Source organism: Haliscomenobacter sp. (assembly GCF_033763495.1).
Taxonomy (GTDB): domain Bacteria; phylum Bacteroidota; class Bacteroidia; order Chitinophagales; family Saprospiraceae; genus Haliscomenobacter.
In genome coordinates this window covers 1-20,149 of the sequence record NZ_JANRKL010000160.1, presented here as the reverse complement: position 1 = coordinate 20,149, position 20,149 = coordinate 1, and the positions used below count along the sequence as shown (strand labels likewise).

At 46.4% G+C, this 20,149-nt stretch carries 16 protein-coding genes; 10 read left to right on the top strand and 6 right to left on the bottom strand.

Going from position 1 to position 20,149, the window contains the following annotated elements; translation table 11 throughout:
- The coding region (locus SFV55_RS17040) for a T9SS type A sorting domain-containing protein (protein WP_320030735.1) at positions 1-2,186 on the top strand (2,186 nt) is incomplete at its 5' end.
- A gap of 87 nt (positions 2,187-2,273) precedes the next feature.
- On the opposite strand, the gene SFV55_RS17035 is transcribed toward SFV55_RS17040, so the two are convergent.
- Both SFV55_RS17035 and SFV55_RS17030 read right to left on the bottom strand, forming a co-directional pair.
- Positions 2,274-3,827 (bottom strand): helicase HerA-like domain-containing protein, encoded by a 1,554-nt coding sequence (locus SFV55_RS17035; protein WP_320030734.1) that lies wholly within the window; start codon positions 3,825-3,827, stop codon positions 2,274-2,276.
- A 7-nt stretch (positions 3,828-3,834) separates the two neighbouring features.
- Positions 3,835-4,755: a DNA/RNA non-specific endonuclease gene (locus tag SFV55_RS17030; protein WP_320030733.1), complete on the bottom strand. Its 921-nt coding sequence runs from the start codon at positions 4,753-4,755 to the stop codon at positions 3,835-3,837.
- A gap of 111 nt (positions 4,756-4,866) precedes the next feature.
- On the opposite strand from SFV55_RS17030, the gene SFV55_RS17025 reads away from it, so the two are divergent.
- From SFV55_RS17025 to SFV55_RS17005, 5 genes are all read left to right on the top strand, one after another.
- Positions 4,867-5,337: a Uma2 family endonuclease gene (locus tag SFV55_RS17025; RefSeq protein ID WP_320030732.1), complete on the top strand. Its 471-nt coding sequence runs from the start codon at positions 4,867-4,869 to the stop codon at positions 5,335-5,337.
- A gap of 9 nt (positions 5,338-5,346) precedes the next feature.
- Positions 5,347-5,931: a dephospho-CoA kinase gene (coaE, locus tag SFV55_RS17020; protein ID WP_320030731.1), complete on the top strand. Its 585-nt coding sequence runs from the start codon at positions 5,347-5,349 to the stop codon at positions 5,929-5,931.
- Positions 5,932-6,043: 112 nt separating this feature from the next.
- Positions 6,044-8,608, top strand: a complete 2,565-nt coding sequence (locus SFV55_RS17015; protein ID WP_320030730.1) for a c-type cytochrome — start codon at positions 6,044-6,046, stop codon at positions 8,606-8,608.
- 5 nt (positions 8,609-8,613) lie between these two features.
- Positions 8,614-9,729, top strand: coding sequence for a sugar phosphate isomerase/epimerase family protein (locus tag SFV55_RS17010; RefSeq protein ID WP_320030729.1), 1,116 nt, complete (start codon positions 8,614-8,616; stop codon positions 9,727-9,729).
- Positions 9,730-9,749: 20 nt separating this feature from the next.
- Entirely contained in the window at positions 9,750-10,541 is a 792-nt protein-coding gene (locus tag SFV55_RS17005) for a glucose 1-dehydrogenase (RefSeq protein WP_320030728.1), read from the top strand.
- 32 nt (positions 10,542-10,573) lie between these two features.
- Here the strand turns inward: SFV55_RS17005 and SFV55_RS17000 are convergent, their stop codons facing one another.
- Positions 10,574-11,449: an endonuclease/exonuclease/phosphatase family protein gene (locus SFV55_RS17000; RefSeq protein WP_320030727.1), complete on the bottom strand. Its 876-nt coding sequence runs from the start codon at positions 11,447-11,449 to the stop codon at positions 10,574-10,576.
- Between the two features lie 47 nt (positions 11,450-11,496).
- Here SFV55_RS17000 and SFV55_RS16995 point away from each other — a divergent pair, with 47 nt between their 5' ends.
- Positions 11,497-13,710 carry a DUF6851 domain-containing protein gene (locus SFV55_RS16995; RefSeq protein ID WP_320030726.1) on the top strand — a complete coding sequence of 738 codons (2,214 nt, stop codon included), beginning with the start codon at positions 11,497-11,499 and terminating at the stop codon, positions 13,708-13,710.
- 1 nt (position 13,711) lies between these two features.
- On the opposite strand, the gene SFV55_RS16990 is transcribed toward SFV55_RS16995, so the two are convergent.
- The 3 genes from SFV55_RS16990 to SFV55_RS16980 form a co-directional block, all read right to left on the bottom strand.
- A complete protein-coding gene (locus tag SFV55_RS16990) occupies positions 13,712-15,295 on the bottom strand; it encodes a sulfatase-like hydrolase/transferase (RefSeq protein WP_320030725.1) in 1,584 nt (527 codons plus the stop codon).
- Between the two features lie 508 nt (positions 15,296-15,803).
- Positions 15,804-16,397: an alpha/beta hydrolase gene (locus SFV55_RS16985; RefSeq protein WP_320030724.1), complete on the bottom strand. Its 594-nt coding sequence runs from the start codon at positions 16,395-16,397 to the stop codon at positions 15,804-15,806.
- Between the two features lie 6 nt (positions 16,398-16,403).
- Positions 16,404-17,048 (bottom strand): deoxynucleoside kinase, encoded by a 645-nt coding sequence (locus tag SFV55_RS16980; protein WP_320030723.1) that lies wholly within the window; start codon positions 17,046-17,048, stop codon positions 16,404-16,406.
- Between the two features lie 282 nt (positions 17,049-17,330).
- Here SFV55_RS16980 and gatC point away from each other — a divergent pair, with 282 nt between their 5' ends.
- From gatC to SFV55_RS16965, 3 genes are all read left to right on the top strand, one after another.
- Positions 17,331-17,621, top strand: coding sequence for an Asp-tRNA(Asn)/Glu-tRNA(Gln) amidotransferase subunit GatC (gene gatC, locus SFV55_RS16975; RefSeq protein ID WP_320030722.1), 291 nt, complete (start codon positions 17,331-17,333; stop codon positions 17,619-17,621).
- A 158-nt stretch (positions 17,622-17,779) separates the two neighbouring features.
- Positions 17,780-18,496: an ABC transporter ATP-binding protein gene (locus SFV55_RS16970; protein WP_320030721.1), complete on the top strand. Its 717-nt coding sequence runs from the start codon at positions 17,780-17,782 to the stop codon at positions 18,494-18,496.
- Positions 18,497-18,806: 310 nt separating this feature from the next.
- Positions 18,807-20,149, top strand: a 1,343-nt coding sequence (locus tag SFV55_RS16965) for a hypothetical protein (protein WP_320030720.1), incomplete at its 3' end; no start/stop codon positions are given.

Here is a 20,149-nt window from a genome sequence, read left to right as displayed (position 1 = left end):
ATGGCGACGAAGAATTCTACCTGTCGAAGAACCTGGTTCCCAACGAAAAGTTGAGCTCAGACAAGAAGAGTGGTGACTACCATTTGGTAGCTGATCTGGATCGCAACGGAAATGACGATGGGACAGGTTACAACTCAACGCTACTTCCTGGCCCGAACAACTATGCACCTTACTGCCAGGGCGAAGATATTCCAAAAGAATACTACCACAGCTTCATGTACACCCAGATCATCAAGGTGTATGACAGTGAGCGGCCTGTTGTAACGGGTATCCGCGATACTTTCTGCACGAGCCCTTCGGCTTGTACGGCGAACATCACCAAGATGGTGACGATCAAAGACAATTGTACCAATAAAGTAGAATTGGAACGTCAACAACTGATGATTGCGCCTTTCCAAACGCTTGATGCTGGCAAGATGATCACTTACAGCACCCCAAGTTGGAGTAGCAAAGACCTGGGCAACGGGCAATACGAAATTACGGTAAGTAACCTTCCCGAAGGTACCCACGACCTGATTGTCGTTGGTCGGGATGAGTGTGGCAACCTGAGTGTACCAACCCGTATTCCTTTCGTTGTGAAGGACTGCAAAGCACCAGCTCCAATCTGTATTAATGGCTTGAGTACTGAATTGATGCCTGACGGCAACAATGGTGGGATGATGGCAGTCTGGGCTTCTGACTTCGTTGCTTCGAAGATTTACGATTGTAATGGTCAGGGTCCAGAAATCAAGGATGGTTTGAAACTGGTGACCAAGTACTCACTGAACCGTGTAGGTGAGCCTGTAATCGCTACTCAAACTGGGCTAAACTTGAGCTGTGCCGACGCTGGTAAAGTAATTTTGGTCGAGTTGCACGCATGGGATGAGTTAGGAAACCACGATTTCTGTGTCACTTTTGTGGAAGTTCAAGATAATCGTAAGGTTTGTCCTGATCCAGGTAACGTTGTGACCGGAGAGATCAGTGGCTTGGTTGCTACAGATGAGGCAGAACCTGTTTTAGGGGTGAAAATCGATGTCAGTGGAGATGCGCAAATGAACCAGAGCACCACAAGCAATGGCTTGTTCAATTTTCCAAAATTGCCTGCAGGAAGTGACTTTACCCTAACTGCTCAACTGGACAAAGATCACCTCAACGGGGTATCAACATTTGACCTGGTACAATTGCAAAAACACATTCTTGGTGTACAAACGATCGCTAATCCATACCGTTTGATCGCTGCAGATGTGAACAATTCCAAGTCGATTTCTACCCTGGATATGATCCAGATTCGTAAGCTTATCCTCAACATTGATGAGCGGTTCAGCAACGTACCTAGCTGGCGTTTTGTGGATGCGGCTTACAAATTCCCTGATCCAAGCAATCCTTGGGTTGAAGCCTTCCCAGAGGTTGTAAACGTCAATGATCTAGCAGGTAAAGTTCAGGCCAATTTCATCGCCATCAAAATGGGCGATATCAATGGAAACGCTCAGGTTAGCAGTACAACAAACGTGGAAGTGCGTAGCACCAAAGTGCTGCAATTGCAAACGGAAGAGCAGGAACTGAAAGCTGGTCAACATTATGCTGTAAGTATCAGTGCTAAAGACCTTGCGAGTGTACAAGGATTCCAATTTACACTACAAGTTGAGCCAAGTGTAGCTCAACTTGAGAACATCGAATACAATGGTGTGATGAAGGCCGACCATTTTGGTTATTTCCCCCGGTCAGGCGAAATTACATCGTCTTACGTTGGGGCGCCACTTGGTGCCCCTCTTTCCAGCACAACTGCTGAGTCATTACTGTTTACCTTGCACTTGAAAGCTGAGGCTGATTTGCCTTTGAGTAAGGTACTGAAAATCAACAGTCAGTTGACGCCAAAAGAAGCGTATGGCAAAGATGATGAACTGATGGATGTACATTTGGAGCTTAAAGGAGCCCAGCTAGAATTGGCGGCTTTGCATCAAAACACGCCCAACCCATTCGTGGAAGAAACAACCGTTGGTTTTTACTTGCCCAAGGCCAGTGCTGCTACTTTGATTGTGCGCGATGTAAAAGGTGCTTTGTTGTATCGCCTGGAAGGCAACTATGCCAAAGGCGAGAATCAGATCACCCTCAAACACGGACAGTTGCGCAGCAGCGGAGTGCTGTATTACACCTTAGAAACCGCAGATTTTACTGCGACGAAGAAGATGATTTTGTTAAATAAGTGATATTGATGTTGTTAATTTGAAAAGCCCCAGAGCATTTTTTAATGCTCTGGGGCTTTCTTTATTATGCCATTAGAGAAAACAAACAGGCTACCGTCTCTTTTTGAATCCCAAAACCGATAGTAATCCTCTTGTCAATTCCCTGGTCAAAGTCCCAGCAATCTGTTTGGTAGTTGGGCTTCTCAAAATGTCCTCTACAAAACTACGTTCTCCTCGTTTGGTTCGGCTGGATTCCTTGGTCGCTTTTTCCAATTCTTCCCGCCGAGCTTCCTGGACCTCTACTTCCCGAACTGCATCCATTTTGCGCTGCAAAATTTCTGCTGCACTTTCCCGGTCAACCACTTCATCGTATTTAGCTACCAAGGAAGAACGCATTACAATGCGGTCAATCTCCCCGTCCGTCAATACATCCATCCGCGATTGGGGTGCACGCATCAGCGTATAGGCTAGGGGAGTGGGGATACCCTTATCGTTGAGTACGGTAACCAGGGCTTCCCCGGTTCCCAATTGGGTCAATACTTCGTCCACCTGGTAATACTCGCTGATTGGGAAGTTCTCCGCTGCCAGCTTGATGGCTTTGCGGTCTTTGGCTGTAAAGGCCCGCAATGAGTGTTGAATTTTCATTCCCAATTGACTCAATACGATGTCGGGCACGTCAATGGGATTTTGAGTAATGAAAAACACCCCAACTCCTTTAGAACGAATCAACTTAATGATCACTTCGATTTGATCCAGCAAAGCATCAGGCGCTTCATTGAATACCAGGTGTGCCTCATCGATGAAAATAACCAACTCTGGTTTTTCCGGGTCACCTTTTTCGGGGAAAGTGCTGTAAATTTCTGCCAACAACTGGATCATGAAGGTGGAAAACAACTTAGGGCGATCCTGGATATCGGTCAAACGCACAATGTTGACCGCTCCGTGGCCATTGGCATCTTTGCGACAAAGGTCGTCCACTTCAAAGGAGGGTTCACCAAAAAACACATCAGCTTTTTGTTGCTCCAGCTCCACTACCTTGCGCAGGATATTACCAGCCGAAACGGTATTCATCGTGCCGTAACGCTCTTCAATCTCAGCTTTGCCCTCTCCTGTGATCCATTGAATCACTTTGCGCAAATCTTCCAGATCGAGCAAGGGAATATTTTTGTCATCACAATATTGAAAAATCACCGACAGGATTCCTGATTGGGCATCAGACATTTCCATCAGGCGCGAAAACAAAACTGGTCCGAATTCGGTTACCGTTGCCCGCAAACGAGCTCCTTTTTCCTGGGAAAGCGTATAAAATTCAACCGGATTCCCTTCTGTTTTAAAGGGGATGCCGATTTTTTTATGCCGGTCTTCAATTTTAGGGTTCACTTCACCGGGCATCGCAATACCGCTGAGGTCGCCCTTGATGTCCATCAATAACACAGGAACGCCATTTTCAGAAAGCTGCTCGGCCAATACCTGCAAACTTTTGGTTTTACCCGTACCGGTTGCTCCACTGATTAAGCCGTGGCGGTTGAACATGCGCAAAGGAGCGCTGATGGTCAGTCCTGGAATAGACTCGCCATCCAAAACTGCACCGCCCAAAGCAATCGAAGCCCCTTTGAAGGTATAGCCCTGGGTAACTTCCTCGATGAATTTTTCTTTTTTAGACATAGCTCTTTTATTCTTTATTCCACTTATTCACCCGCAAATCAAACTTTTTTTTGCTAAACGGCCAAAAATCGCGGTTGAATTTACTTTCCAGTTCGCGTTCCAATTCACGAGTCATGAGTTTTGGGAAAAAATTGATGCCGGTTTGTTTTTCCACCTCGTCAATGCTCACAGCATATTTGAACAGTGGATCATAACTCACTTCATTGGGAACGATAAAAGCGATCGCCTTTTGATCTGGCTCGGATAAATCTAGTAAAACTTTATAAAATGCGCTAGGAACGGTCACTTCATTATTGCCAATTGTGCCTTTTCCACCATCTTTCAGGATCGGTCCGGTGACCACATAGAGTTTTTTGAACTTGATGGCCCAATCCCGGGTCAATTCCTCTAATTCTTTCCAAATGCCTTTGTTAAAATCGCGGGCTTGTGGACTGATGTTGCTGAGGTAAAATGTTTCAGTAATGGCCGTAGTGTTGAAGGCCATATCGGCCGCAGGTACCAGGTGCCCCCGGTCGTACCCAGAGCCGCGATAATCGCTTAAAGTAGCCGATCCGCTACGCACTTTGGGATCAGCTTCAAACAGATCAGGACGATCCTGCCATTCCATTTGCAGGCGTTCCCGGGTGAGGACATAGGCCACCCATTCGGCTTGTTCGTGGCGTTCGTTGTAGGACAGGGTGTAATATTTGTGCGCAACAATGGCTCCGGTGCTGGATGTCGGCAGGTAAAATTCCTGATCGTCAACCTCGTCCACAGGGGTGACTACTTCCTCCATTTTGGTCTCGTCTGTGGGTAAAGTAGCAGGAGAATTGGAGAACCAATTGTAAACAGCAATGAGCCCCGTAATGACGGCTGCAAAAAGTCCGACGCGTGCCGCTGTGTTACCTTTTGAGCCTTGAGGTGTGTGACTTCTTCTGAATTTGGCCATAAGAGCAAATTTCTTGTTTTGATTTGTGGGCTGTTTTTGAATTTAAAACAAAGTTGAAAAATATTTTTGACAATCAAAAAAAAAGTCTATTTTTGGATAAAAGAAAAAATTATGACACCAGAGGTAGCATTGTCCGAATACGAAATTGAAAGAAACAAACCTATGCCCTCTCTGAATCACAGCCTAATTCAGTCAAACCTGATTATGGAATTGGCAGCTTATCGCCAAAAATACAGCATCGCTTCGGAATTAAGTCTCGACTTGACAGACTGGCCTTCTGTACCCGATCTTTCTTTTTTGCCTAAAAAAAGTATGGATCTCAAAAATGATGTTACAGCAGTCACCGAACCACCCTTAGGCGTCATTGAAATCATATCCCCTTCCCAAAGCCTTAACGACTTAGTCATCAAAGCCGACAAGTATTTCGAACACGGCGTAAAATCTTGTTGGCTGGTTTTACCTACCTTGGGTAACATCTACGTGTTTTCAACACCAGACAGCTATCAGATTTTCCGAAAAAACGAAGTGCTGACAGACAGCGTCCTGGACATCAATTTACCTTTAGATCAAGTTTTCAAGTAAGTTTCCTTCATGCAACATCTCGGCATTACTGGCGGCATTGGAAGCGGAAAAACCACCGTTTGTAAAATTTTTGAAACCCTCGGTATTCCCATCTATTACGCCGATGATCGGGCTAAGTACCTGATGAGCCATGACCCTGATTTGATTGCAGGAATCATTGAATTATTTGGCCAGGAAGCCTACCTGGAACCACAAGTGCTCAACCGCGCACACATCGCTCAGGTGGCTTTCAACGACAAGGATAAACTCGCTCAACTCAATGCCCTGGTACACCCTGCAGTAGGCCGGGATGGCCTGGAGTGGCAGGCTGCTCAACACGATGTACCATACACCCTCAAAGAAGCAGCATTGCTTTATGAAAGTGGTTCCTATCGCAGTTTAGACAAAATTATCGTAGTTACTGCCCCTCTTCAATTGCGCATCGAACGGGTGATGGCCCGCGACGGTGCCCAGCGAGAGGATGTAGAAGCCCGCATCTCCAAACAAATGCCTGAAGCGGAAAAAGTCAATTTGGCCGATTTCGTGATTTATAATGATGGGGAGCAGGCGCTGATTCCTCAGGTGATGGGCATTCACCGACTTCTATCTGTCTGACACACTTTAGTCTTTACTTTATTCGGCTTTTTTTATTTTTTCTCAAATAAAATAGTAAACTTCGCTACGAAAGAAATTTTTCCTTCAACAAACTTAGTATAGGCGCAAGTTTATGTTCTTTCTCCGTTTTTCCTTCTGTTTCATCATTTTGCTCTTTTTCATCCTAGGAAAAGAGTTAAGGTATGGATTATATGCAGACCCCTCCCCAGCCAAATCCCCCTCCGAAGAACTCGCCACCTTCCAAGTAGAACCCGGCTTCAAAGTACAATTGGTCGCCGCCGAGCCCATGGTACAGGAACCCGTCGCCCTGAATTTTGATGCTGATGGTCGCTTATGGGTAGTGGAAATGCGCGGCTTTATGCCCGATATCGATGGTAAAGGCGAAACCTTACCCTCTGGCCGCATCTCCATTTTGGAGGATACCAATGGAGATGGAACGATGGACAAAAGCACCCTCTACCTCGACAGCCTGGTAATGCCCAGGTCTTTGGGCTTGATCAAAGGGGGAGCCCTAGTTGCACACAGCAAAGCGCTTTGGCTTACCCAGGATTTGGATGGAGACCTAAAAGCTGACTCTCAAATTTTGCTGGACTCTACCTATGCCAGGAATGGCCTGCCCGAGCACTCCGACAATGGCCTGATGCTCAATACCGACAACTGGTACTACAACGTCAAGTCCCGGCTGCGTTATCGACTCATTAAGGGTACCTGGAAACGCGACAGCACCGAATTCAGAGGCCAATGGGGCCTGAGTCACGACGACCAAGGCCGCCTGTTTTACAATTACAACTGGTCCCAATTGCATGCCGATTTGGTGCCCGCCAATAGCCTTACCCGGAATCCACACCACCGTCATTCCTCTGGCATCGACCACGGATTGACCATCGATCGCAAGGTGTTTCCCATCCGGTCAACTCCAGCGGTTAATCGGGGTTACATCCCTGGTACTTTGAGTAAAAAGGGGCGATTATTGGAGTTTACTGCTGCCTGTTCGCCTTTGGTACTTCGTTCAACTTCATTGCCTGAAGAGTATTATGGCAACGTCCTCGTTTGTGAACCCGCCGGGAATTTGATCAAAAGAAATGTAGTCCGGGAAAACGGAGCCTTGCTTAATGCTTATGATCCTAACCCAGGTCGAGAGTTTTTTGCTTCCACCGACGAACGTTGCCGACCTGTAAATTTAACCACTGGCCCCGACGGTGCAATTTATGTAGCGGATCTGTACCGTGGCCTGATTCAGCATGGAGCTTATGTCACGCCATATTTAAGGGAACAGACCCTCAAACGGAATTTGGTTTTGCCCATCCACCTGGGGCGGATTTGGCGGATTGTGCCGAACAACTGGACCCCAAAAAAGGTCGAGAAATTAAGCGCTCTGGGTACTGCTGCCTTAGTAACTCATTTGTCTCATTCCGATGGCTGGCAGCGCGATATGGCTCAACGTTTGTTGGTGGAAAAAGCAGATCTGGCCGCTGTACCTATGCTGGAAACATTGATCCAACAATCAACTTTTACCCTGGCTCGCTTCCACGCCTTGTGGACTTTGGAAGGGCTGGGGCAACTCAAAGCAACCCAGTTGTTGACCCTGCTCGACGACCCTCAAGATCTGATCAAGACTACTGCTTTACAACTTTTGGAAAAATCAATCGCTCAAAATCCCCAACTGCAGGAAAAACTGGGCACAAAAGTACTTGAATTGGCCAATGCAGGAAAAGTAAAAACAACTTTGCAATGCGCCTTGAGTGCTCACATGCTGAGCTCTCACGCAAATCTGAGGGTCAACGAAGCAATCATAGATCAATATGCCGACTTGCCGCTCCTCCGGGATGCCGTCATGAGCAGCTTGAAGGACCTTGAATGGAATTTTTTGCAAAAACTCTGGCAAAACCCCGCCTGGCAAAGCCCGGAACAAACCCGGGAAATATTTTTGGAAATGTTGACTGCGGCCATTGCGGCAAAAAAAGACCCTACTGAGCTCATGCAGTTGCTGAATTTGTTGCACAATCGAGGGAAACCTTTTGCAAAAAAAGAACAAGTAGTACTAAATGCACTGGCCATTGCTGCCCTCAATTTTAAAGGCGCACCGCCCATTGCACTGCTCGCCCAAGCCGATATATTGAAAAGAACCGACCTGCCTCTGGAGCCAAACGCAGCAGCAAACCTTAAAAACATGTTCAGCTGGCCTGGCTTTAAACCAGAAACATTTTTAGCTGTACAAAACGCCTTGGACGAAAAAGCCAGCAAACAATTTGCACTGGGCCGACAAAAATACCTGGCTACCTGCGCAGGTTGCCATGGGACCAATGGACGGGGTATGGATCGTTTTGGGCCACCTATGGTAGGTTCTGAATGGGTGTTGGGGGATGAGAAAAGGTTGTCGCTGATCATTTTGCATGGCCTGGAAGGCCCCATAATGGTGCAAGGCAAAAAATATGGAGCTCCCGAAATTTTGCCAGTTATGCCCGCCCACTCTGTCATGGACGACGCAGATATAGCAGCTATCTTGACCTACATCCGCAATGAATGGGGCAACCAGGCCAAACCCGTTACCCCAAGCACTGTAGGTAGCACCCGCCACACTTCCCAAGGTCGGGTGATACCCTGGACCGTAACAGACCTGGACAAATACGTCAAAGCCAAATGGCCGATTGCAAAAACACCTGTGGAACAAAAATAAGTACTATGAAAAAACACCTTCAACCCATGCATACTCGGATCGCTCAAAACACTGGTCTTCAACGACGGGAGTTTTTACATACCTCTGCTTTGGGCCTTCTGGTCTTTGCTCAACCCTTATCCTTTTTATCCACTATGACCAAGGAATCTGCCATGGGCGTCATCGTCCATTCGTATTCCATTCGCTGGAATGCCAAAACCGAAAGTAAAACCTTTCCGGCGTTTACCGATGCCATCCAACTTTTGGAACATTGCCACGAGCTAGGGGCCGGTGGAGTCCAGGTTACGTTGAACAACTGGACCAGTGATTTTGCCAAAAAAGTACGGGATCGGCGCGAGAAATTGGGGCTATACCTTGAAGGCAGCATTGGACTTCCCAAAACGGCAGATGATGTGGCCACTTTTGAAAAAGAAGTGCTTGCTGCCAAAGAGGCTGGAGCGCAAGTGCTCCGCACTGTGTGTTTGAATGGCCGCAGGTACGAGACCTTCAATAGTGCAGAAGCTTTTTCGATCTTCAAAAAACAATCCCTCCAATCGCTGCAATGGGCTGAACCCATCGTAAAGAAGCACCGGATCAAACTGGCGGTAGAAAACCACAAGGACTGGAAAGCAGCGGAATTGCTCGCCATCCTCAAAGGCCTTTCTAGTCCCTGGGTAGGGGTGACCCTTGATTTTGGCAACAACATTTCTTTACTGGAGGACCCGATGGAAGTGATTAAAGCCCTGGCTCCTTATGCTTTTTCCACCCATGTGAAGGACGTGGGTCTGGCGGAATACGAGCAAGGTTTTTTGATGTCGGAGGTTCCGCTTGGTTCCGGCGTAATTGACCTGCGGACTGCTTTGGATCTGTGCAGAAAAGCGAACCCGACCATCAATTTCAACCTGGAAATGATTACCAGGGACCCACTGCAAATACCCTGTTTCAGCGAGGGCTACTGGGCAACTTTTGCTCAAACTCCAGCCACGGATTTGGCGAAAACCATTCAATTGGTACGGGCAAAAAAATACCCGGGGACTTTGCCCGGAGTGAAAAACCTGGATTTTGAACAAAAGCTGGCTTTTGAGGAAAAAAACGTGCTCGATTGTTTGAGCTACAGCAAGAATAAACTAGGTTTAGGCTAAATCAAAAGTGGGTTTTTATTATGGATCAAGGACTACTATCATTACCCGGCATAAAATTATTTGACCTGAGTGGTAAGGCCGCTATTGTCACCGGAGGCTCCAAAGGCCTGGGGCTGGCTATGGCCGCAGCGCTGGCCTCCGCTGGAGCCAATATCATGTTGGTCAACAGGAAGGAAAATGAAGGCCTACAAGCTGCGGCTGAACTGGCCCAGGCTTTTCCCGTTCAAGTTATTTCCTTCGCCGCAGATGTGACGAACCAGGCCCACACCGAAGCCATGGCCCAAAAAGCCATCGACACCTTTGGACGCATCGACATCCTGATCAACAGTGCGGGGATCAATATTCGGGGCGCCATTGATGAACTGAACCTGGAAGATTTTAATCAGGTGATGAACGTGAATGTCACAGGCACCTGGTTGTGCGCCAAAGCCGTGATTCCCCATATGAAAAAAGCAGGCAAGGGCAGCATCATCAACCTGGCCAGTACCCTTGGTTTGGTTGGACTTGCCAATCGTACACCTTATACCTCCAGCAAGGGTGCCGTGGTGCAAATGACCCGTGCACTGGGACTAGAAATGGCTCCTTTCAACATCAAGGTCAACGCAATATGCCCCGGGCCATTTTTAACCGAAATGAACTTGCCCATTGCAGATACTGAAGAGGGTAAAAAGTTTGTGGTGGGGGCTACGGCACTGGGCCGTTGGGCCGAGTTGAAAGAAATTCAGGGTGCAGCGATCTTTTTGGCCAGTGATGCGGCCAGTTATATGGTGGGAAGTATGGTGACTGTGGATGGGGGCTGGACGGCGCGGTAGGGTGTCGGATCGGTACCGCGCCATCATTTTGATTATTTTAAGCCCAGCACCACCAACACCGCATGGTGATCCGAAGCAAACCTTCCCCCCCAGGTGTTGGTCAAGGTAGCATGTTTGAGTACCTTGAACTTACCCGGATTTTTGATAAAAATATAGTCGATGTGCCGCCCTTCCTGCTCCTGAGCCTGAAATCCATTGAAAGTGCTGTAAGGACCAAAGTGAGGACTTACGGATATTTTTTCGGTATCGGTCAACCTGTCCAGGTTTTTTTCATCCACCAATACCTTGATGGGCTCATCATCTGGGGTAGCATTAAAATCACCTGTGATGATGCTGGGGATGTTTCCGGCAATTTCTTTTATTTTACCCAATAACAATTTGGAGCTTTCCCTTCTTGCGATTTTACCCATGTGATCGTAATGTGTATTGAAGACAAAAAAGACCTTTTTGCTTTTTTTATCCTTGAATTTTGCCCAGGTAACAATCCGATTCAAATTGGCATCCCAACCTTTACTGGGGGCATCTGGTGTTTCACTTAACCAGAATGTAGCACTGCTGAGTACCTCAAATTTATCTTTCCGGTACAAAATAGGTGAAAATTCCCCGCCCTCTTTGCCATCATCCCGACCTACTCCGAGGTAGGTGTATTGTGGTTGCGCGTTGATTACATCTCTGATTTGCCCGACTAGTGCTTCTTGCATGCCACAAATATCCACCTCGTAAAAAGGCAACATGCTGGCCAAGTTTTCTTTGCGTTTTGACCACTGGTTTTCTCCATCCTGAGTGGTATTGTAGCGGATATTAAAGGTCATAACCTGCAAAGTTTGAGCGGGCAAAAGGGCGCTGAGGCATAAACAAAACACCAAAACAAACTGGCTTTTGTACTTATGCGTAATTTCTTGGATCATTTCGGTTTTTTTAAGTTAATTCGCCTGCAAGATAAAATACGATTCCCATGCGACAAGGTACTCTACACTTTTTCCTGTTCTTTGGCTTAATCATTGGTTTCGCCAATCAATCAATGGGCCAACATTCAGTTGCTCGGAAATGGAATGAAGCGACTTTATTGGCCATTCGCAACGACTTTGCACGCCCTACAGTTCATGCACGCAATCTCTTTCATACCTCAGTGGCCATGTACGATGCCTGGGCAGCTTATGACTCTGCAGTCCAAACCTTCTTTTTGGGTAAAAAATTGGGTACTTATACCTGTCCTTTCAACGGCATTCCAACTCATGCTAATGTCCAGGCAGCAAGAGAAGAAGCGATCAGTTATGCTATGTACCGTTTGTTGATCCACCGATTTAAGGGCTCACCAGGCGCAAGCAAGAGTTTACCTCATTTTGATAGTTTATTTGTAGCCTTGGGTTATGATGGCAAATTTACCTCCACCAATTACAGCACTGGTCATGCTGCCGCACTGGGCAATTACATCGCTGAACAACTCATCGCCTTTGGTCTTCAGGATGGTTCCAATGAGCGGAACAGTTATGCCAATACCTTTTACAAACCCGTCAATTCCCCTTTGGTAACCAAGTTTGCGGGCAACAGCATGGAAAATCCCAATCGCTGGCAGCCTCTTTCCTTGGATGTTTTTATTGATCAATCTGGGAATGTTATTCCGGTCAATACCCCATTTTTTTTATCACCTGAATGGGGTAGGGTGGTGCCGTTTTCTTTAAAAAGCCAGGATTTGAGCATTTTTACCCGCAACAACAACCAGTATTGGGTGTACCACGACCCCGGAACTCCCCCCCAGTTGAGCCCTGATGGAGGTGGTACCAGTGCTGCTTATCAATGGAATTTCGATTTGGTCTCTTGTTGGTCTGCCCATTTAGACCCCAAGGACGGGGTGATGTGGGATATTTCGCCTGGCACCATCGGCAATTCGGGAATCTTGCCCAAAACATTTGAAGAATACCAAGCTTTTTATAAAGTAGTTCAAGGAGGTGTAACCCAAACGGGGCATAAGCTTAACCCCAGTACTGGTAAACCTTATGCGCCACAAATGGTGCCTCGGGGAGATTATACCCGGGTGTTGGCCGAGTTTTGGGCCGATGGACCTGAGTCGGAAACGCCTCCAGGTCACTGGTTTACCATTGCCAATTATGTAACAGACCACCCTGCACACCAGCGTAGGTTTAGAGGCCAGGGCGCAATACTGGAACCGCTGGAATGGGATGTCAAAACCTATTTTATTCTGGGTGGTGCCTTACATGATGCAGCGGTAACGGCCTGGGGCATCAAAGGTTGGTACGACTATGTGCGGCCAATCAGCGCCATTCGGTACATGGCGACCAAAGGCCAGGCTAGTGACAGTAAGCTAAAGTACTACTCTGCCCAAGGCATGCAGTTGGTTCCCGGCTTGATCGAAACGGTACAACCCGCAGACACCTTGACTTGGGCAAAGGGAAGTGATTTAGGGAAGGTAAAAGTGAAAGCCTGGCGCGGACCCAATTACATTCCTGACCCTGAAACGACCTACGCAGGGGTCGGCTGGATTTTGGCAGAGGAATGGTGGCCTTACCAGCGACCAACTTTTGTTTCTCCTCCATTTGCTGGCTTGATTTCCGGCCATTCTACCTTTTCTCGTGCAGGAGCGGAAGTGCTGACGATGTTGACTGGTGATGCCTATTTCCCGGGAGGTATGGGTGAGTTTGTGGCCAAAAAGAACGAATACCTCAAGTTTGAAGAAGGCCCGAGCGTTGATGTGGTATTACAATGGGCCACTTACCGAGATGCTTCAGATCAGTCGAGCTTGTCGCGCATCTGGGGTGGCATCCACCCGCCTGCGGATGATATCCCTGGACGCTTGGTTGGCGAAATAATCGGCAAAGCGGCTTTTGCCTTTGGGGAACAATATTTTAGTAAAACCAGCACACCAACACGAGATGGTTTGGCCAATTTGCAAAATGTGAAGGTTTATCCCAACCCAATTTCCAGCAACTCGAACGAAATCAAGCTGGAGCTACCCGCTACCCACCCCGCCCTGCAATTTGAACTGATCAATCAGCAAGGGGCAAAACTCAAATCTTGGAAAATGGAAGTAGACCAGTTTCAGGCAGGTTTTTCCCTACATGAGGGTGGTCGTTTGGCCCCTGGGGTGTACTATTTGCGCATTACTGGTGAGGGCGAACAGTTGACAAGAAAGGTGGTGATTGTGGAGTAAATCATTGTTTTACAAACCATACAACCTGCTTTTGCTGCGCTTGAATTATTGCCAGGCAATAAATGCCAGCTGGCCAGTTGCTCATGTTCACCCGGCTGATGTTGGTACCGCGGTACAATACTTGCCCGGTAGTGCTCCAGATTTGATAGGAGGCATCGGCAACAGGGTTTTTGAGGTTAAGGTAGCCTGTAACCGGATTGGGATAAATTTCCAGAGGGTCTACCTGCTCAAAGGGATCCTGTGTCGCGGTAGTCAAACTGCAAAATTCACTCTTTCCCACCAGTTTGCCCATTTCGGCACACAATGAATTGTAGTTGCTTTGGGCAATGGCATCCAGAGGCTTTTCCAGTAGGTCATTGGTCTCGTAAGGATCGCTGGCCAAGTGGTAAAACGCCTGAGTGCCATTGTCCAAATCCAGTAACTTGTACTCCAGATTGCGCATGGCTTTGCCATCTGCAGCTAACGTGGGGTTACGGAACACTTCTGTAAAAATCCAATCGCGGATATTGCTACTTTGGTTTTTTAGAATGGGCACGATGCTCTTGCTGTCCACAGGTTTGCTGCTTGGAATTTGGGTGGCCCAATTGTTGTGTCCCAGGAGTTCGAGGATGGTTGCGAATAAATCCTGGGCATTGACCAAGGCATCACTCACCCGCCCCGGATTGCTTACTGAAGGGCCGGCAATGATGAAGGGTACACTCACACCTCCTTGGGCAATGCTGCCCTTATTTCCGCCTCCCCGTTGGGCTACGGTGGCATCATCACCATTGTCGCCAATAAAAATGATGTCAGTATTTTCCCATTGATTGAGCTTCTGAAGGCTATCAAAAAGGCGACCTATTTCGTGATCGAGTGCTTCCACCGCAGCTTTAAAATAGGCCTCAGGGTTCGCAGTAATATGTGCGGCAGTTCCGCTTAAATTGCTGGATGAGTGTAAATTGCTGGGCGGCAAATGGTGTGGAGTATGCGGAGCATTGTAGGCCAACCACAGGAAATAGGGTTTGTTGCCCTGAGCTTTTACCCAGCTGATGGCATTGTTGGTGGTTTCGGTGGTGGCGTAAGTAGTGACATTGTTGGCGACGCCATTTTTTACTTTGGTCCAATTGGTGTAACTGTTTACTCCTCCAGCCAAATTGCCTTCGTAATGATCATACCCCATTTTATTCGGCAATAAATAATTGGCTGGTACGGAATTTTGTAAGTGCCATTTGCCAATATTGGCTTTGGCGTAGCCTCCTGGAGCATATTTGTTCAACAGTTTTGGAATGGTGACCTCGGCGGTATCCAGTACCGGAGAGGTGCCGCCTACCGCAGTGCCTACCCCAGTCCGAAAACTGTAACGTCCCGTTAGTATGCCAGCACGGGTAGGAGAGCAAAGGGGATTGGACCAGGCATTGCGAAACCGCACTCCCCGAGCCAATAAGCGCCGAACATTGGGCATTTTTGCAGTATCGACATGGTTTTCATAAAACCCACAATAATCACTGCCCAGGTCATCGGCAATGATCAGGATGACATTGCGTTGAGCGAAGATAGAAATGGTAGTACACAAACAACAAAGCAGGAACAGCATTCTGGCGATCATGGATACAGGTATTAGCGTGTTTTGAAATTAAGGTCTAAACCCATAAGCCAAATGATGCTGTTTTGTACTGCTCTAGTGTTTCTCTTAGATAATAGAACAAGTTGAAGTCATGCTGTGGATCAATCTGTTTTTCTCCACATTGATGGCAGTACCCTTCCATGAGTGGAGTTTTGCTAGATACGCAAAAAACATCGCCGGATGGAGTAGGGTTACTTATCATTTCAACTGTATTCTTTTGATGAAATTAGGGATATTTGCTTAATCCAATTATGAAATTTTCTTCTTTCGATTAAAAAATTGGAACGCATGGGCTACCGCTGGATGCAAAATGGTCCCATGGTTTTCCTCGGGTAAAAACTCAAACCAAACCTTGCCGAATTTCTGACTTTTTTGGAGTAGTTTGGCCAGTTTGTGTGCATCGTTTTCCATCATCTTGCCTTCTTTACCCACAGCAATATATACCTTGGTACCGGGCCTGGGTTGAGCGGGTTGAACCTGCAACAAGGATTCATTGTTCCCACCACAAACTAGGGCTCATGATGATGTATTTGCTAAACAGCTGTGGCCTTTTTAGCAGGAATTCAGTAGCCATCAGCCCAGCCAAAGACTGCCCGATTAAGGTTTTTTCCGAATTGGTCTTGTATGCTTGATCGATATAGGGTTGCAATTCATTTTCTACAAAATCCATAAAACGGCCAGATCCGCCGGCATTTTTGTGGGCATTTTGAAAAGCCGCCAATTCTGGGGGAAACTTGAAGCGATCGGCTGAGGTATAAGTAAAATCCCGCTTGCGATCGGTATTGGCAATGCCGATTAAAATGGAGGGGGGTAAATGTTCAACCCAAGGGAAACTAGCAAATTGGACTAGGCCGGCAATGTGGATAAAATCTTCATCAGCAGCACCATCGAGCAGGTAAATCACGGGGTAAGTATGAGCAGAATCCGGCGAATAATCACTCGGTAAAAAGATGTTCAAAACCCTTTTTTCCTGAAGGATTTTGGAATAGAGCGTATCTACATGCCCAAGCACAAATGCGGCCTTTTGAGCGATTCCATTACTCAAGATAAAGACTGAAAACAGGATTGCCAGTAAATATTTCATTGGATATTAAAATAACCCATGCAACTCGCCTTGCACCATATTCACAACCTTGGACAAGTCATCCTGGCTGCGGGCAAAATCAATGTCATCGGCATTGATGATGAGTAATCGGCCGTGGTTATAGGTTTCAATCCAGGCTTCGTACTTTTCGTTGAGTCGTCGCAGGTAATCCAAGCTTATGCTACCCTCATAGTCCCTGCCCCGCAACTGGATGTGGTCTACGAGTGTTGGAATGCTGGCACGCAGGTAAATTAGCAGATCTGGTGGCTGGATTTGAGAAGACATGGTTTCGAACAAATCCAGGTAATTGTGGTAATCCCGCCCGGTCATCAGACCCATGTCGTACAAGTTACGGGCAAAAATATAGGCATCTTCGTAAATGGTACGATCCTGAATGACCGTTTTTTCTCCACTGAGGATGGATAAAATTTGCTGGTACCTACTGTTTAAAAAGTAAATCTGCAGGTTGAAAGACCAGCGATTCATGTCGTTATAAAAATCAACCAAATAAGGGTTGTCATCGGCGGATTCGTAGTGGATGTCCCAATTAAAACTTTTACCTAATTGGGTGCAGAGGGTTGTTTTCCCAGCGCCAATATTTCCGGCAATGGCCACGTGTTTGATTTTGGAGACTTGGTCTTGCTGATTCATATTTTGATCTAAACTAACTAGTAACGCAGAAAAATTAACTTCCCGATTTGGGTTTTGAATAGGAAGTCAAAAGGTTCATTTCAAGTGAGCTTTCTATTCAAAAGCCTCAAAAAAATCGGGAAGTAATTTTTTGCGTCATACCTGTACTTTGTGACGCGGCTAAAATACGTTTTTTGTTGAGCAGCAAGAATTATCCGTGGAGAAGTTTAGAAAATTAATGCAAGGATTAAGTGTATTTTTGCCGCTGTCGAACAAAATCGCCTACTTATCTAAGAATTTATCATGACGATCACTGGAACTTTAATTTCGAGACTGGAACATTTGGCCCGTTTAGAACTTTCTGATGCCGAACGAGAATCCTTACAAAAGGACCTTAGCAATATTTTGACTATGGTGGAGAAGCTTCAGGAATTAGATACCAAAGACGTAGAACCTTTGGTATATTTAAACGAAGATGTCAACGTCTGGCGCGAAGATCAGGTGCAAAACCAGGTAGAAAGGGAAAAAGCCTTATCCAATGCGCCTCAACAAGACGGGACTTTCTTTATGGTGCCAAAGGTCATTGATCTTTAAGGGGCGATAAAAAATAAATGTTCATTTTGACAAAGAATTAGATAAGTAAGCGTTTCATTTTAAGCGTCTTGTCTAATTCTTTGACTCAAAAAAAATGAACACTTATTTTTGCCCCAATTTTAAAGTGCGTTTTGCACAGACAACACAAACCTTTGTACATGGAACCGATCATTTCTTTTCGTGAGCTCAAGAAGACCTACATTATGGGTGAAACCCAGGTGAATGCCCTTCAGTCGGTGAGTCTGAACATTTATAAAAATGAGTATGTTGCACTGATGGGACCTTCTGGTTCCGGGAAATCAACGTTGATGAATGTGTTGGGCTGTTTGGATACCCCAACCGGGGGCGACTACTTTCTCAACAGCGTCAATGTGAGCTCTATGACCGATGCTGAATTGGCAGAGGTGCGCAACAAGGAAATCGGTTTCGTTTTTCAAACGTTCAACTTGTTACCAAGGCTTTCCGCTCTGGAAAATGTTGCACTACCTTTAGTCTATGCAGGCATTAGCAAAAATGCCCGTCTGGAAAAGGCCAAAGCCATGTTGGAAGCCGTTGGGCTCGCTGATCGTATGGATCACAACCCGAATGAACTTTCAGGGGGGCAACGACAAAGGGTAGCAATTGCGCGGGCACTAGTCAATGACCCTTCGATCATCCTGGCCGATGAACCTACGGGTAACCTCGACTCAGCGACTTCTTATGAAATCATGGTGTTGTTCGAACAAATCCACAAGGCAGGTAATACGATTATCCTGGTCACTCACGAACCCGATATTGCCGATCATGCTCATCGGATCGTGCGCATGCGCGATGGGCTGATTGAAAGAGATTATAAAAATGAAAACATTACAACGGCAGAAGCCGTAGCAAAATAAGGGGGTTCGCAGTAGCGAACCCTTTTCTGTTGCACCATACGCGACAAGTTTTTTAAAAATCCCTTCTCGTTTAAAAAATATACTTTATTTTTGTTTGTGTACGGTCCCCTCACGTACCTGTCTAGCCATTTTTTGCGTTACTTTAAAAAAAATGACATCTATTTTATCCATTCAGGTCTGCGTTCCAGCCTTAGCATTCCTGTGAACATATGATTGGTAAATTGCACCTATCCCGGGTGTCGTTTATTTGGAACACTGGCACTTCAGAGACCGTTGTCTTTGGAGTTGAGGGGCAACTAAAAAAGCAATCATGGGAATTCGTTATCTCAAAAACTCGATTTGGGTCCTACCCATCTTATTTTCGTTTTATGTTCAGGCACAAAAGCCAAATACCGATTGTCGAACCGCAAAAGTGATTTGTAGCGATAGCACCTTTTCATTTTTGCCATTAGGACGTGGTATTGATGATTTTGCCAACCTCAAAAACAGCCAAGGCTGTTTGCAAAGAGGGGAAAACATCAGTAGTTGGTTTTATTTTGAATTTCGTAAGGACATGCCTCCTGGTTCTCAAGTTTGGTTTAGTATTACCGATAGGGTAACACAGAATTGTATTCAGGACTTTGATTTTGCAATATACCCTGCCGATGTCAATTGTGATAGTTTAGGTGTGCCATTGCGTTGTTCCTTTTACCAACCGCCAACCAGCACCCTAGGACAGCCAATCGTTGGAGGAATGAGGCCAGGAGAGCCTGATACCACAGAAAGTTTTTTGGGTCCAGGTATTGATGGTTGGATAAAACCAATGGTGGTACAACCTGGCCAGGGCTTCTTTATGCTGATTGACTTCTTTGTAGGATTCTGTCCAAATGGAGGTTTTGATTCAACAAAAGTAAAAAATTACATTTTTGACTGGGATGGCCCTGCGGCCCCTTTCTTAAATTGTATCGCCAATCCAAACTGCGACTTGGTTCGACTCACCACCAGTAGCGACACAACAGTGTGTGCAGGCACTAGTCTCAATTTGACGGGATCTGCTTCATTTACCAACAACGGAGAAACCTATATTTGGCGAGCTAAAGGAGCCGGAGCTACCTTTATCAAGCCGAATGGTCGTACCGATGCTATAGTTGACATCCCACTCAATTTCTCCGGTCGATTGGTCTACGAATTTACTGTTGAAGAAGGAAATTGTGTCCATTCCGATTCGGTAGTCATTATTGTTACTCCCGCGCCACAGGTCAGATTGACGGCGGACACTGTCTTGTGTCCAGGATCATTGACCACAGTTCAAGCTCCCGTAGGATTTGCTGCATATTTATGGCAAGATGGTACTCGTAATGCTTCATTACTTTCGGTAGGTGCTGGAACCTATAGTGTAACTGTAACTTCCAGTGATGGCTGTAAAGGAACCGACGACATTCGTATTTTTGAAAAAAAAGCACCGAATCCCTTAATTACAGGGGATACCATCCTGTGTTCAGGTGAAAGCACACGTTTGATGGTGGCTGATACTTTTGTTACCTATAGTTGGTCAAACACAAGTACCAGCAATTCCATCCTGGTCAATGCGGCTGGAAAATATTCAGTTACCGTAACAGATAAAGAAGGTTGTAGTATTTCTGGATCTATTACTGTAGATGTAAAAAGCAACCC

Bases quoted from the DNA above. Each gene is read 5' to 3' on its own strand.
- SFV55_RS17035 (WP_320030734.1), bottom strand. From the start codon at position 3,827: ATGTCTAAAAAAGAAAAATTCATCGAGGAAGTTACCCAGGGCTATACC.
- SFV55_RS17030 (WP_320030733.1), bottom strand. From the start codon at position 4,755: ATGGCCAAATTCAGAAGAAGTCACACACCTCAAGGCTCAAAAGGTAAC.
- SFV55_RS17025 (WP_320030732.1), top strand. From the start codon at position 4,867: ATGACACCAGAGGTAGCATTGTCCGAATACGAAATTGAAAGAAACAAA.
- coaE (WP_320030731.1), top strand. From the start codon at position 5,347: ATGCAACATCTCGGCATTACTGGCGGCATTGGAAGCGGAAAAACCACC.
- SFV55_RS17015 (WP_320030730.1), top strand. From the start codon at position 6,044: ATGTTCTTTCTCCGTTTTTCCTTCTGTTTCATCATTTTGCTCTTTTTC.
- SFV55_RS17010 (WP_320030729.1), top strand. From the start codon at position 8,614: ATGAAAAAACACCTTCAACCCATGCATACTCGGATCGCTCAAAACACT.
- SFV55_RS17005 (WP_320030728.1), top strand. From the start codon at position 9,750: ATGGATCAAGGACTACTATCATTACCCGGCATAAAATTATTTGACCTG.
- SFV55_RS17000 (WP_320030727.1), bottom strand. From the start codon at position 11,449: ATGATCCAAGAAATTACGCATAAGTACAAAAGCCAGTTTGTTTTGGTG.
- SFV55_RS16995 (WP_320030726.1), top strand. From the start codon at position 11,497: ATGCGACAAGGTACTCTACACTTTTTCCTGTTCTTTGGCTTAATCATT.
- SFV55_RS16990 (WP_320030725.1), bottom strand. From the start codon at position 15,295: ATGATCGCCAGAATGCTGTTCCTGCTTTGTTGTTTGTGTACTACCATT.
- SFV55_RS16985 (WP_320030724.1), bottom strand. From the start codon at position 16,397: ATGAAATATTTACTGGCAATCCTGTTTTCAGTCTTTATCTTGAGTAAT.
- SFV55_RS16980 (WP_320030723.1), bottom strand. From the start codon at position 17,048: ATGAATCAGCAAGACCAAGTCTCCAAAATCAAACACGTGGCCATTGCC.
- gatC (WP_320030722.1), top strand. From the start codon at position 17,331: ATGACGATCACTGGAACTTTAATTTCGAGACTGGAACATTTGGCCCGT.
- SFV55_RS16970 (WP_320030721.1), top strand. From the start codon at position 17,780: ATGGAACCGATCATTTCTTTTCGTGAGCTCAAGAAGACCTACATTATG.